A 13799-nucleotide genomic window follows, 5' to 3' on the forward strand; every position below is an offset into this window, starting at 1 on the left:
AAAACTTTACCTTTTTCTGTAAAATTATCTTCCACAGCAAATAAAAACCATGCCGGGAGCACAAAGCCCCTGACATGGTTCCTATGGTCATTTCTATTATGCGTTCACGATCTTTCCGGTATATAACTGGTAGTATTTACCGCCCTCGGCGATCAATTCGTCGTGGTTGCCGCGCTCAATGATACGTCCCTGGTCTAAGACCATGATACAATCACTGTTTCGGATCGTTGACAGACGATGGGCAATGACAAAGGTCGTTCTGCCTGCCATCAATTTATCCATACCATCCTGTACGATCTTCTCTGTTCTCGTATCGATCGAACTTGTCGCCTCATCAAGGATCAGTACCGGCGGATCTGCAATGGCTGCTCTAGCGATCGCCAAAAGCTGTCTCTGCCCCTGACTCAAGTTAGCACCGTCACCGGTCAGTACCGTATCATAGCCATTCGGCAGTTTGCGAATAAAACTGTCTGCATTGGCAAGTTTTGCTGCTGCATGCACTTCCTCATCCGTTGCATCCAGTTTACCGTAGCGGATATTATCCGCCACCGTACCGGTAAAGAGGTGGGTATCCTGCAATACGATACCAAGTGAATGACGCAGATCATCTTTTTTGATCTTATTGATATTGATACCATCGTAGCGAATCTTGCCGTCTGCAATATCGTAGAAACGGTTGATCAGATTGGTGATCGTCGTCTTTCCGGCACCGGTCGCACCGACAAAGGCGATCTTCTGTCCCGGTGTCGCAAACATCTTGATATTGTGCAATACCGTCTTGCCCGGTTCATAGGCAAAATCAACATCATCAAAGACCACATCGCCTTCCAATTTTACATAAGATGTCGTGCCGTCTGCCTGATGGTAATGTTTCCAAGCCCACATACCGGTACGCTCGCTTGTCTCAACGATCTGTCCGTTTTCTTCCTTGGCATTGACCAGAGTAACATAACCTTCGTCATCTTCCGGCTTTTCATCCAAAAGTCCAAAGACACGTTCTGCACCCGCCATAGCCATAACGATAAAGTTCAACTGCTGGCTGACCTGCATGATCGGCATATTCAGACTCTTATTAAAGGTAAGGAAACTTGCCAGACCACCCAGGGTAAAGCCGCCAAATCCACCGATAGCAAGGATACCGCCGACAACGGCAACGATCACATAACTGACATTACCAATCTGTGCATTGGCAGGTCCCAACATATTAGAATACATATTTGCCTGATAAGCACTGTCAAAAAGTTCATCATTCAAGGCATTAAATTCTTCGATTGCTTCTTCCTCGTGGCAGAATACCTTGACAACCTTCTGGCCGTTCATCATTTCCTCGATGTTACCATTGACACGTCCCAGGTTTCTCTGCTGCTTGCCAAAATATTTGCCGGAATTTCCTGCCAAGAACTTTGTCACCAAAAGCATGATGGCTACCATACCAAGTGTGACCAGGGTCAGCGGGATACTCAGTCTGATCATGCAGACGATAACACCGATAATGGTGACGCCGGAGTTGACCATCTGCGGAATACTCTGGCTGATCATCTGACGCAGGGCATCAATATCGTTGGTATAGATGGACATGATATCACCGTGCTGATGGGTATCAAAATAGCGAATCGGTAATTCTTCCATATGAACGAACATCTCATCGCGCAGGGCGCGCAGTGTACCCTGTGTCACCTGTGCCATGACAAAGTTGTAAAGGAAGGCACATACCACGCCCAGTGCGTAAAAGCCTGCCACGCGTCCGATTGCTGCCAAAAGTGGTCCAAAGTCCACACTGTGTGCTTCGACCATCGGTGTAATGTAATCATCGATCAAATTCTGCATGAACATGGTTCCCTGCAAAGAACAGAGCACACTTGCCAGAATACATACTAAAACAATGATCAAATGGATGCCGTACATCTTAAAGATGTAGCGTGCCAGTCTGCCCATAATATGTTTGTTTACCTTGAGGCTTCCCTTGCCTCTCGGAGCCGCCTGTTGTCTTGGCATATTACTCACCCTCCTTCTCATCAAAATCGCCCGAACCGCCGCCGGTCTGGGATTCATATACATCACGATAGATCGCATTGCTTTCCAGTAATTCCTCATGGGTGCCAATGCCATCAATGCGGCCATTATCCATCACAACGATACGGTCTGCATCCTGTACGGAGGAGATACGCTGTGCGATGATCAGTTTGGTCGTACCCGGGATCTCCTCACGGAAAGCCTTACGAATCTTGGCATCTGTCGCCGTATCGACCGCACTGGTACTGTCATCCAAGATCAATACCTTGGGCTGCTTCAACAAGGCTCTGGCAATACAAAGTCTCTGACGCTGTCCACCGGAAACATTGCTGCCTCCCTGCTCGATATATGTATCATAGCCGTCCGGGAAACGCTCGATAAACTCGTCTGCACAGGCAAGTTTACAAGCCTTTTGGCACTCCTCGTCCGTCGCATTTTCACTTCCCCAGCGCAGGTTCTCATAGATGGTTCCTGAGAAAAGGACATTGTTCTGTAAAACAACAGATACCTGATTACGGATGACTTCCAGATCGTAGTCGCGCACATCAATATCGCCGACCCGGACTTTTCCTTCCGTCACATCATACAGACGCGAGATCAGGTTGACCAGTGTAGATTTGGCACTACCGGTTCCACCCAAAACGCCGATGGTCTCACCACGTTTAATATGAAGGTCGATATCTTCCAACACAAATTCTTCTGCATCCTTTTTGTATGCAAAATTGACATGATCGAAATCAATATCTCCGTTTGGCACTTCCATGACCGGATTTTCCGGATTCACGATCGTTGCTTTTTCATTTAAGACTTCTGCCACACGGTTGGCATTTGCCACACTCATGGTGATCATAACAAATACCATAGAGAGCATCATCAGACTGCCCAGGATATTCATACAATAGGTAAGCATACTCATGAGTTCACCTGTGGTAAAGGTAGAGGTCACGATCATCTTTGCTCCCAGCCAACTGATAAGCAGGATACAGGTATAAACCGTTGTCATCATGACCGGTGCATTGCAGGCAAGGATACGTTCTGCTTTTAATAAGAACTTGTAGATATTTCCACTTGCCTTCTGAAATTTTTCTTTTTCAAAATCTTCTCGCACATATGCCTTAACAACACGGATACCGGAAATATTTTCCTGCACGCTGGCATTCAAGTCATCATATTTCTTAAATACATAATCGAAGATCTTGGTCACGCGTGAAATGATCAAAAAGAGGACACAAGCAAGAATCAAAACTGCGATCAGATATACACTTGCCAGACGCGGGCTGATGTAAAAGGACATGATCATGGCAACGATCAGACTTGCAGGTGCACGCATACCCATACGCAGGATCATCTGATAAGAGTTCTGTAAGTTTGTCACATCGGTTGTCAGTCTGGTGACCAGACCCGCCGTAGAATATTTATCGATATTCTCAAAGGAGAAGGTCTGGATATTGGCAAACATGGATTTACGCAGGTTTCTGGCAAATCCGGCAGACGCCCTTGCTCCGTATTTTCCTCCCATCATACCAGCCCAGAGTCCAACGAGGGCCGCTAAGATCATGTAAGCACCGATGACAAAGATATGGTGCATATCTCCCTTGTTGACACCTTCATCAATGATGGATGCCATCAATAGCGGGACGACCATTTCCATTGCCACTTCCACAAGCATAAAGATCGGTGTCAGTATCGAATCTCTGGTAAATTCTTTTACCTGTGCAAGTAATGTTTTTAATACATGCATTATTTTTCCCTTTCCTTTCCTATTTTTTCTCCATCGGAAGCGATCTCCACCTCCAGTTGTTTCTTAATCTGGCTCAACATGGCAAAGAGATCTTTCTTTTGTTGTTTGCTCAGCCCGACCACCAGTCTTTCTTCCATGCTGTCAATACTGATCTCAATATTGTCATGGAACTTAATCCCGGCCTCGGTCAGTTCAATCTTTTTCAGACGGGCATCCCGCTCCACAGAAACACGCTTGATGTAACCGTTCTTCTCAAGACTCTGTAAGGCTGCTGTCACAGAGGACTTTGCCATATGAAAATCAGCCTCCATATCCTTTTGAAAAATCTCCCGATCCCTGTGATGATAAAGATAACCGATCATCCAGCCATGTGTGGCTGTGACCGTATCCACACCGGCATTCAGGATGCTTTTCTGCCAGATATTCTTATCCAAAAGACGACTTAATTCTTTGATCTGATAGCCTATCTGTTCTTCATTTCTCACTTTCTCCTCCTTGATGCCAAGCACCCGTTTCTTAATCTTTGTTAATAGTTCAATGCCAAACTGTTCGTTTCTGAACTGTTCGGTTTCGAACTATTATAGAGCGATTGCCTTTTCTTTGCAAGAGGATAATTTCTACAAAAACTTATTTTTTCTCCCTTATCTCTTGGTCAAATTGCCATAAGCCCCTGTCGGATTCTATACATTTCTTTTTCTTATGATACTTTCTACTCACTTGTTGTATATTTGGGCAAAATAATGTATAATGCCTATATTATTATTTGCAAAATGCAGGAGGGGTACCAATGGAACACACAAGCAAGGACTTACGTGTCCGCAGAACACTGAAAGCCATTCGTAGTGCATTTTACGAGTTGGTATTGACCAAGAACTATTCTGACATTTCCATTACCGAGTTGACAGATCTGGCTGAGATCAACCGCAAGACATTTTATTTACACTATTCTTCTTTGGACGATCTGGTCAAAGAAGTAGAGCAGGAGATCGTAGACCACATTTTACAAAATGTCCGCATGAGTGCAGAGCAGATGGATGTTGCAGGCTGTGTCGACAATTTTTATCACTATCTGGATGAATGTGATGAGGTACAGCAGAAACTCCTCTGTGATTCCCATTATTATTTCTTCTATGAGGATGTCACAGATGCTGTGTTAAAGAGCAATGCCTTTTCCAGGTTCTTTGAGATGACAAAGCACCCGGATATCGTTCGTTCTTATTCAATCTGTATTACCTTTATCTACCGTAACTGGTTAAAGAACGGCAGACCGATTCCGCTCGACGAACTCATCGAATACGCCAGCATGATCATTGCCAAAGGCTACAGCGGCATCATTGAAAAAGAAGCCTAAAATTCTTACATAGACAAACGAAACCCCACAGATCTGATACAATCTGTGGGGTTTTTAAAATCGGCGCGACAGGATTTGAACCTGCGACCTCTGCGTCCCGAACGCAGCGCTCTACCAAACTGAGCCACGCGCCGTCTTGTATATGCAAGACAGTCCTTATCGCGAACTGCCTTGCTATTATAATACATCTAAAAATAAATTTCCAGCCTTTTTCCTAATTTTTTTCATTAAGATAAAAGCATACGAACGGCTCCATAGATACCGGCGTCATTTCCAAGCGTTGCAAGTACGATCGGTGTGTCCTTGCAGGCATGGAAGACCTGTGCCTTAAACGGCTCCTGCAAAGCGTCGATCAGAATCTGTCCTGCGCGGGATACACCGCCTCCGATGATAAAGGCATCCGGGTTGACAACGCAACCGATCTTTGCCAGCGTTGCGCCAAGCATACCGCAGACCTGGTCAACCACGTCGCAAGCCACCTTATCTCCTGCTCTTGCACAGTCAAAAACATCCTTTGCGGAAACAGCTTCCCCAAAAGTGCGAAGTTTACTGTCTTCTGACGTTCCGGCAAGGGCACGCTTTGCCATACGTACGATACCGGTTGCAGATGCATACTGCTCAATACAACCGTAATGACCGCAGTTGCACGCCTCGATCTCCTGCTCATTGACAACGATATGACCGATCTCTCCTGCGGCTCCGTTTGCTCCGGTAAGGATATTGCCGTCGATGATGATACCACCGCCAATACCGGTTCCCAGTGTTACCATAACAATGCTGTTGTAGCCTTTTCCACTGCCCATCCAGTTTTCACCCAGGGCTGCCACATTGGCATCATTTCCAACTTTTACTTTCATACCGGACAACTTGCCCAGTTCCTCAGCCAGCGGTACGATATCCCAGCCAAGATTGACGGCACGGTTGACCACGCCATCCTTGTCTACGGCTCCCGGTACACCGATACCGATACCCTCAACCATATCCTTTGTCAGATCATTTTCTACCATCTTGCCATGTACTGTGGCTGCGATATCCTGTAAGATGTGTGCGCCTTTTTCTGTCGTATCTGTCGGGATCTCCCACTTTTCCACTAAGGTGCCATCCATCTCGAAAAGTCCCATTTTGATCGTAGTTCCGCCTACGTCTGCGCCAAATCCGTATTTTTTCATGCTATCTTCCTCCGTCTTTCTCACTCATGCCTTTCATTGTATGTCATTCGCCCGTCTCTGGCAAGGCATTTTCTGTTGTATCCGTCTGTCCCATATCGGTCAGGGTCTGATCCAGCGGATGCACAAAGTCGATCGGCTCCAATCCCTCATGCAGCCAGGACATAAAGGCATACCAGATCTTGCCCGGATAGGTGCCGCCGCCCAGTCCCGGCACTTCTTTTGGGATGTCATAGCCCACCCAAACACTGGTCGTATAGTATGGCGTGTAGCCGACGAACCAGCCATCCTTGTTATCGTTGGTCGTTCCCGTCTTACCGGCGCATGGCATATTGCCAAGTGAATAGCCCCGTCCGGTGCCGGAAGTGATAACCGTCTGCAGCATATCCGTCATCTGACGGCAGGCGTTTTCTTTATAAACGACACTGGCGGTCTGGTCTGCCTGATAGAGCACCTGTCCATCCGCATCCGTGATCTTGATGATACAGGTCGGATTGCGGTAGCCGCCATCATTTTTGATCGTTGCATATCCCTTTGCCATTTCCAGCGCGGATACCCCATTGGTAAAACCGCCCACAGATGCCGGCAGACGCTTGTCATTGGCATCCAGATTGGAAAACTGCATGGATTCCAGATAGGAGATCCCCACTTCCGGTGTGATCTCTTCAAAGACCTTCCAGGCAATCGTATTCTTGGAAAGGGCAACCGCCTGCCGGAGGGTCATTGCTCCGGAATAAGTACCATCGCCATTGACCGGTCCATTCTCGATCGGTTCGTCGACCACAATGGTATCCGGTGTATAGCCCCGCTCCAATGCCGGCGTATAAACAATCAAAGGCTTGATCGCACTTCCCGGCTGTCGGAAACTCTGAAAAGCGCGGTTTAAGGTATAGCCCTCGACATCATCCTGACTGCGCCCGCCCACAATGGCACGCACCATGCCGGTCGTATTGTCAATGCAGACCGATGCCCCCTGCAAGGTATAGATACCCTCATCATTTTTTTCATCAAAGCCACCTAAAATATAGTCGATCGATGCCTGCAACCGGCTCTGCGCCTCCAGATCCAGTGAGGTATAAATGCGGTAGCCTCCGGTAAATAATTTGGCATTACATTCATCATAGAGCGTCTGATACTCGCGGTCGTAGGCTTCTTTTTCCGCATCATCCGAAAATACCGTCTGAAACTCAAAGCCCTCCAGTTCCATCAGCGCGCGGGTCGCACAATAATAGGTAAAGGTCTCCGCGTAGTTATTCTTGATCTCATCCTTTTGCACCGTCTCGATCTTTTCCGCCTTTGCCGTCTCGTAGGAATTTTCCGAGATGACCTTGTCTTCCAGCATGGATTTTAAGATACGATCCCGTCTTGCTTCCGTCTTATCCGGGTTGGTCAAAGGATTGTATAAGGTCGGATTGTTGGGAATGGCGCACAGATAGATCATCTGTGAAAGGGACAGATGGCTGACATCTGTGCCAAAATAGCCCTGCGCCGCCGCCTCGATCCCATAGTAACCATTGGCAAAATACACATTATTGAGGTAGAACTCCAAAATATCCTCTTTGGTATATTTCTTTTCCAGTTCTACCGCAATATACATTTCCTCGATCTTTCGTTCCCAGGTCTTTTCGTTGGAAAGAAAGACCGTACGCGCCAACTGCTGGGTAATGGTACTTCCGCCCTGGGTCACCTCACCGTCCTGGATCATGGCGATCATGGCACGCATAATGCCCCGGTAATCAATTCCCTTGTGCTTGTAAAAGCGCTTATCCTCGGTACTGATGATTGCCTGCTTGATGTAGACAGGAATGTCTTCGTATTCTATGTAGTAGACATCCTTTTCCCCTTTGAGCACCGACAGGGTAGTACCATTGACATCGTAGGCAATACTGGTCTGGTTCTTGCGGAAAGTATCCTTGGAGGAATGGGAAACCAGGCTGACCGCCTCCGTTTTCATGGCACTGACCTTGGCAGCATAGCCTCCCGCATAATAATAAGCCACTGCCGCTACCACCAGCAGCATCAATATCATTTGAAATTTTAAAAAGCCCCATATCTTTTGGGAACGTGTTTTTTTCCTGCGTTTTTTCATGCTCTTATTTTACACGTTAGCCCCAAACGACACAAGGCATTAAAATTAGTCTTTTTTACAGATGATCTTTGTCTTTGATGGGTCGACCTTATCTCTTTCCAGAATCAGTTCGTCGATGGATTCTGCTGTGATCTGCCTGATGTCGGGTTGATCACACTGTCGATCTTGCTGGTGATCTCTGCGTCCACCGTAGAATATTCAAAAGCAAGCGTCGTATGCAGAAGTTTGCAGTTCTTCATGACCAGATTGTCAATATAACACATACCCTGTAAGCTCTCGATCATACAGTTGATCAGTGTCAGATTTTTGGCATTCCAGCCCAGATATTCTCCTGAGATAAAGGAGTCATAGACCGTGATATTTTCACTGTTCCAAAAAGCATCCTTAGACAGGATATTAGAATTACGGATAGTCACATTGTGACAGCCGTCAAAACTATAATTTCCGACCAGATGCAAGCCATCGATCTCCATATTGTCGGTTCCCATGGCAAAATAATCGCCTTTGGCGCTGACCTGGTTCATGACAACATGATCGCAGTTCCAAAGTGTCTCCTCCGCATGTGGGAAAAATACATTATTTAAGGTCACGTCATTGGCGCGGCGCAAATTCTTCGGTGCCTCAATGGTCGTATTGGTCATGCTGATATGATCGGTATACCAGATGCCTGCTCTTGCCATGTCATACCAGGTACAGTCCTTGACTTCGACATTTTTACAATACCAGAGCGGGTATTTCCACTGGAACAATACATGCTCTAAATACAGGTCGGAACTCTCCTTGAGCGGCGATTCACCTTCACCGAATACCGTATCGTATATGTTGACATGATGGGAACCGAATAAAGAACGTTCGCCCTCATAATATGCCTGTCTGATCTCTTTTACATCACTCATTCTTTCTACCTCTTTTGTCTTTTCTATCTTCTTATTTCTATCTTTCTTATCTTTGCTCTTTATAGGATAGGACACCTGCTTTTAAACGTGCCAGTCCATCCAGAAGCGTCGCTTTCGGGCAGGCGATATTAAGACGCAGGAAGGATCTTCCGTCCCCGCGGTACTGGACACCGTGGGAAACAAAAAGTCCGGTCTCCTCGCGCAGATAATCTGCAAATTCCTGACTGTCTGCCGCGATCTTACTGCAATCCAGCCACAAAAGATAGGTTGCCTCCGATGGCAGCAGATACAGATCCGGTATCTGATTTTCCACAAATTCTGCGACTGTTTTCTTATTTTCATAAATGTAATTCCGCAACTGATCCAACCAGTCTGCCCCCTGGTCAAATGCTGCTACAGCCCCTGTCACCGCAAATACATTTGGCTCAGCGACTTCATCCGTATTGATGCCACGCCATACCTTATGACGGATCCAAGGATTTGGCACGACGATAGCAGATGTCTGCAAGCCTGCCAGATTGAAGGTCTTGGTCGGTGCGATACAGGTAATGCTATTATCCCGCATGTCTCATTTACGGACGCAAAAGGAATGTATTCCTTGCCCGGATCGGTCAGATCGCAGTGGATCTCATCGGAAACCACAAGCACACCGTGCTTGGTACAAAGTTCTCCGATACGCGCCAAGGTCGCACGATCCCAGATGATGCCTGCCGGATTTTGCGGATTGCAAAGGATCATCATGGACGTCTGCGGATCTGCAAGTTTTGCCTCCAGATCTGCAAAGTCAATATGATAGGCTCCATCTTCATAAACCAGAAGGCTCTCCAGTGCATTTCTTCCATTATTTAATATAGAAGAAAAGAAATGATTATAAACCGGTGTCATGACGAGAACATTCTCCGCCGGTGTCGTCAATTTGCGCACAATGGACGAAAGGGATGGCAGGACTCCTGTAGAAAAAAGCAGCCAGTCCTTTTCGATCGTAAAGCCATGGCGTCTGCCCCACCAGTTGATATAAGCATCATACCACTCCTCCGGCAGATCGGCATAGCCAAACACTCCATGATCCAGGCGTTCCTGCAAAGCCTTGCGGATCTCCGGTGCTGCCGGAAAGTCCATATCTGCGACCCACATCGGCAGTTCATTTTCTTTTACATTCCATTTATAACTATTGGTATTTCGTCTGTCTACCACTTGATCAAAATCGTACTTCATCGTAAACCTCCTCTGTTCCTTACCTATATAGGTTTGCCTGCTATTTTATCAGCACTTTATACTATACCACAACTATAGGATAACAAGGCTACGAATTTTTCTATATGTCCGTCCTAATCTTCCATAATACTGCCCAAAAATTCGGCAGTCGTGCGTACCAAAGTGATCTCCAGGGAAGAAATCTCATCCTGCCCCAAAAGGACAACGGCACCCATGATATCCCCGTGCACATTGACAACGGCAATCGCCTGCTCGGCATATTCCGTCTGGGCTTTGTCAACCAGTGGAATGACATCCTCTGCTTTTTTTGCATGATAATCCTGCCGTCCTGCGATCAGGCTTTCCAACTCTCCCGTGATGGCTGGTTCTCATATGCCTTCTTGCCATTGCCAGCAGCCGCGATCACATGATCCATGTCTGTGATACAGACCAGTTTACCAGTCGTCTCCGCCAGCACCTTTGCATACTGGGCTGCAAAATTTGCCAGTTCTCCCACCGGAGAATACTTTTTCAAAATGATCTCACCCTCACGGTCCGTATAAACTTCCAGCGGGTCGCCCTCCCGGATCCGCAGCGTTCTTCTGATCTCTTTTGGCACAACAATTCTCCCCAGTTCATCTATACGCCGAACAATACCTGTGGCTTTCATCAACATCTTCCTCCAACATCCAAATTTTCTGTGTTATCACTTTTGCGTTAGTATGTGGAAAAAATGAGAATATATGCTATGATATGAATAGAAAATAACAGAAAGGTTATAACCTTATGAATTTTAAATTACAATATGGCGAAGATTTTGACGAAAATTACCTGAAACGCATCATGGAGATCGACGAGATCGTCTATGCAGAAGATGGTTATGTCGGCGAACTGAAAAACATGGTTGCCCGTTATCTGGTCGATCCCCGACAGTTTGTATGTATCGAAGATACCGAGAGCGGACGTCTGGCGGGATATATCAATTTTATCCCCTGTACCAAGGCGCTCTACGAAGATATCCGCTACCAAAGCGAGCATATCCGCGATGACGATATCAGACCGCAGGAGTTAGAACCCCTGAAACAGACCGGCAATGATCTTTTTATCATATCCATTGCCCTGCACCCGGATTTCAAGGATACCGATGCCATCAAGGATCTGTCCAACGGCTGGATCGACTATCTGAACCGCTTGGAAACTTCCGGCTATCCGATCACAAGCATCACCGCAACCGCCGTATCGCCCGATGGGCGCAAGGCGCTGCACCGCATGCAGTTTGAACAGGAGCGCATCTTAAGAGAGGATGGCAACATTGTTTACGTCTGTGAGGAACAAAACCTCCAAAAACTAAAGAAAAAGGAATTACGATTACATGGCCAATTACGAAAATGATATTTATCTGATGCTCCCGCTGGCGGACAATCAGAAAAACTGGCGTTTGGACGAACTCGGGGTCTTAAAACAGGCATCCTTAGATAAGCAGACAGCATATGCAAGCGTGGCTGATGACTTCTCCCGAAGCCTTTTAAACAATTTACAATCTTATCTGGAATATGAATGCAACAACGTGGTTGTGGATGAGTTGCGAATGGCATATCTGGGACAGTACGAATTTTTACATTCTACGGATGACTATCCCAAGCACGGGGAAGATCCAGATGTGGTCGGGACATCTACTTGCCAGTTGATACTGACGGCACACCAGCCAACCCATATGTATATTCTTACTGTGGTTCTGCCAAAAGATACTGTCAAAGATTTTTCCACCACACAGGTGCTGGATCAGTTGAGCCACGAAAGCCTGTGGATCGCCTGTCCCAAGGATGCCGGGCAATATTTAGGCATCAACACAAAAAAATATACAGCCATCCCGGACTACGTCGATCTATACGACTACCTCAAGTATAAATACGGACTGCTCAAATGCGGTTCCGGCAAGGCTTTTCTCCTGCTTTCCGATCGCCCGGAAAAGGAAGACGAATTTCGCTGTATGATGGCGGGCGAAACCTACGACAGCCAGCATCAGGATTTCCATATCGCCAGCGACAATATTTCCCAGATCTGTCAGACCAATCATGCACAGTATGACTATTATCAGGTCTATATGTCAGAAATGGTCGTCGCATGTATCATGGAAAACTTTTCTGAAAATATGGAAGAAAGAATTGATATCACGGCAACTTATGCCTTTATCGTAATCCTCGCCATGTTCCAGAATACTTCGATCGAAAAGGTCAATATGCAGATCTCCAATGCTCTGGCCAATGACGGCGACATTTCCCACCAGGAGATCCTGGGACTCTACCGCAATTTCGGAAAGACTGTCCGTTTCTGGGAAAAGAACAACTATAAGTATTGGGGGACACAACAGGAAGCCCAGTGTATCGTGGAAGCCTTTGGCAATAAAGAACTAAAAGAAACCTACTACGAACATCAGGAATTTTTGGAACATATCGTTGAGTTAAAGGGCGCGCAGACAGAAGAACGTAACGGCACCATCTTAAACATCGTTGCCACCATCCTTGCCGTAATCCAGGTACAGGATTTTGCTGTAGAACTCTTGGAAGGTTTTTACAAAAAAGCCGGAATTGACGTTACATACGCCGGCAGCACCTTTTCTACCCTGATCATCTGCGGTACCTTTTCCTTTGTTCTGGTACTCATCATCATCAACCGTATGCGCAGCAAGATGCGTAAAGGCAGCATGCATATAAAGGAGTTAAAAGACTATGACATCTAAAGAAAAAGGGATTTGGAACAATAAGCCCTTCTGGTGCATCCTTTTATTCGGACTGGCTGTCCTTTGTTCCAGTATCAAAGTTTTGGTCCTGCCACAGGGCGGAAGTCTGACCTATTTCAGCCTCATGATCCTTTGGCTTATGACCTTTATCTACGGACCACGCTATGGTCTGATCGCCTCCGTTTTATTTGGCTTTGTCCGCTTGGGCATCACCCATCTGACCGGAGAATATATCAATCCCAACATCTGGTCTATCCTATTAGAATACCCGATCGCACATGGTGTTTTCTGTCTGGGTGGATTTCTACAGGAACGAGGGCAAAAGAACGATTATACGATTGACGATCACGAACGGATCCAGGCGGAACCATATAAATTACGCATGGGATATGTCATCGGCGTAGCGCCATGCTCGCCTGCTATGTCATTTCCGCAGAACTTTTCTATCCGCCTTACCGCGATGGATTTTTCAGCAACTTATTTTACAATATCGTCTATGATAGCAGTTATCTTTTGATCGAGGGCAGTTTTTCCCTGCTCCTCTTATGTGTCCCAAAAGTAGCAGATGCCATCTACTACATCAAACATGTGGCGACGCACATTGATGAG

Annotated in this window: 9 protein-coding genes, 1 tRNA gene and 3 pseudogenes; 4 read left to right on the plus strand and 9 right to left on the minus strand. The window is 46.5% G+C overall.

The genetic code is table 11. The features are described from left to right. Window positions 1-96: 96 nt before the first annotated feature. From DW996_RS08805 to DW996_RS08815, 3 genes are read right to left on the minus strand one after another with little or no spacing between them, the layout of a single operon-like run. Entirely contained in the window at window positions 97-1995 is a 1899-nt protein-coding gene (locus tag DW996_RS08805) for an ABC transporter ATP-binding protein (protein WP_118535456.1), read from the minus strand. Window position 1996: 1 nt separating this feature from the next. Next, entirely contained in the window at window positions 1997-3754 is a 1758-nt protein-coding gene (locus DW996_RS08810) for an ABC transporter ATP-binding protein (protein ID WP_118535457.1), read from the minus strand. Further along, window positions 3754-4239, minus strand: a complete 486-nt coding sequence (locus DW996_RS08815; protein WP_118281453.1) for a MarR family winged helix-turn-helix transcriptional regulator — start codon at window positions 4237-4239, stop codon at window positions 3754-3756. The genes DW996_RS08810 and DW996_RS08815 overlap by 1 nt, the downstream gene beginning before the upstream one ends. Window positions 4240-4541: 302 nt before the next feature. Between DW996_RS08815 and DW996_RS08820 the strand changes: the two genes are divergently transcribed. Next, a complete protein-coding gene (locus tag DW996_RS08820; RefSeq protein WP_118281452.1) occupies window positions 4542-5105 on the plus strand; it encodes a TetR/AcrR family transcriptional regulator in 564 nt (187 codons plus the stop codon). 60 nt (window positions 5106-5165) lie between these two features. Here DW996_RS08820 and DW996_RS08825 read toward each other — a convergent pair. The 6 genes and pseudogenes from DW996_RS08825 to DW996_RS14860 all read right to left on the minus strand — a co-directional run bounded on the left by DW996_RS08825 (window position 5166) and on the right by DW996_RS14860 (window position 11126). Continuing rightward, window positions 5166-5239 (minus strand) — tRNA-Pro (locus DW996_RS08825). Window positions 5240-5332: 93 nt separating this feature from the next. Further along, window positions 5333-6274 (minus strand): ROK family glucokinase, encoded by a 942-nt coding sequence (locus tag DW996_RS08830; RefSeq protein ID WP_118281451.1) that lies wholly within the window; start codon window positions 6272-6274, stop codon window positions 5333-5335. A 43-nt stretch (window positions 6275-6317) separates the two neighbouring features. Next, on the minus strand, window positions 6318-8300 hold the full coding sequence (locus DW996_RS08835) for a transglycosylase domain-containing protein (RefSeq protein ID WP_243098732.1): 1983 nt from the start codon (window positions 8298-8300) through the stop codon (window positions 6318-6320). A 105-nt stretch (window positions 8301-8405) separates the two neighbouring features. Next, window positions 8406-9256: pseudogene (locus DW996_RS08840) on the minus strand (DUF3737 family protein). 46 nt (window positions 9257-9302) lie between these two features. Further along, window positions 9303-10471: pseudogene (locus tag DW996_RS08845) on the minus strand (MalY/PatB family protein). Window positions 10472-10584: 113 nt separating this feature from the next. After that, window positions 10585-11126 (minus strand): annotated as a pseudogene (locus DW996_RS14860) (stage V sporulation T C-terminal domain-containing protein). 110 nt (window positions 11127-11236) lie between these two features. On the opposite strand from DW996_RS14860, the gene DW996_RS08860 reads away from it, so the two are divergent. Genes DW996_RS08860 through DW996_RS08870 form a run of 3 tightly spaced genes read left to right on the plus strand, consistent with a single transcriptional unit; the run spans window position 11237 to window position 13707 of the window. Beyond that, entirely contained in the window at window positions 11237-11842 is a 606-nt protein-coding gene (locus DW996_RS08860) for a hypothetical protein (protein ID WP_118535461.1), read from the plus strand. After that, a complete protein-coding gene (locus DW996_RS08865; RefSeq protein WP_118535462.1) occupies window positions 11823-13190 on the plus strand; it encodes a hypothetical protein in 1368 nt (455 codons plus the stop codon). The genes DW996_RS08860 and DW996_RS08865 overlap by 20 nt, the downstream gene beginning before the upstream one ends. Then, the gene (locus tag DW996_RS08870) at window positions 13180-13707 is read left to right on the plus strand and encodes an energy-coupled thiamine transporter ThiT (RefSeq protein ID WP_118535463.1); all 528 of its coding nucleotides are present in this window, start codon (window positions 13180-13182) and stop codon (window positions 13705-13707) included. The genes DW996_RS08865 and DW996_RS08870 overlap by 11 nt, the downstream gene beginning before the upstream one ends. Window positions 13708-13799 lie beyond the last annotated feature (92 nt).

Origin of the sequence: Roseburia sp. AM51-8 (genome assembly GCF_003478275.1) — a bacterium.
Taxonomy (GTDB): domain Bacteria; phylum Bacillota; class Clostridia; order Lachnospirales; family Lachnospiraceae; genus Pararoseburia; species Pararoseburia lenta.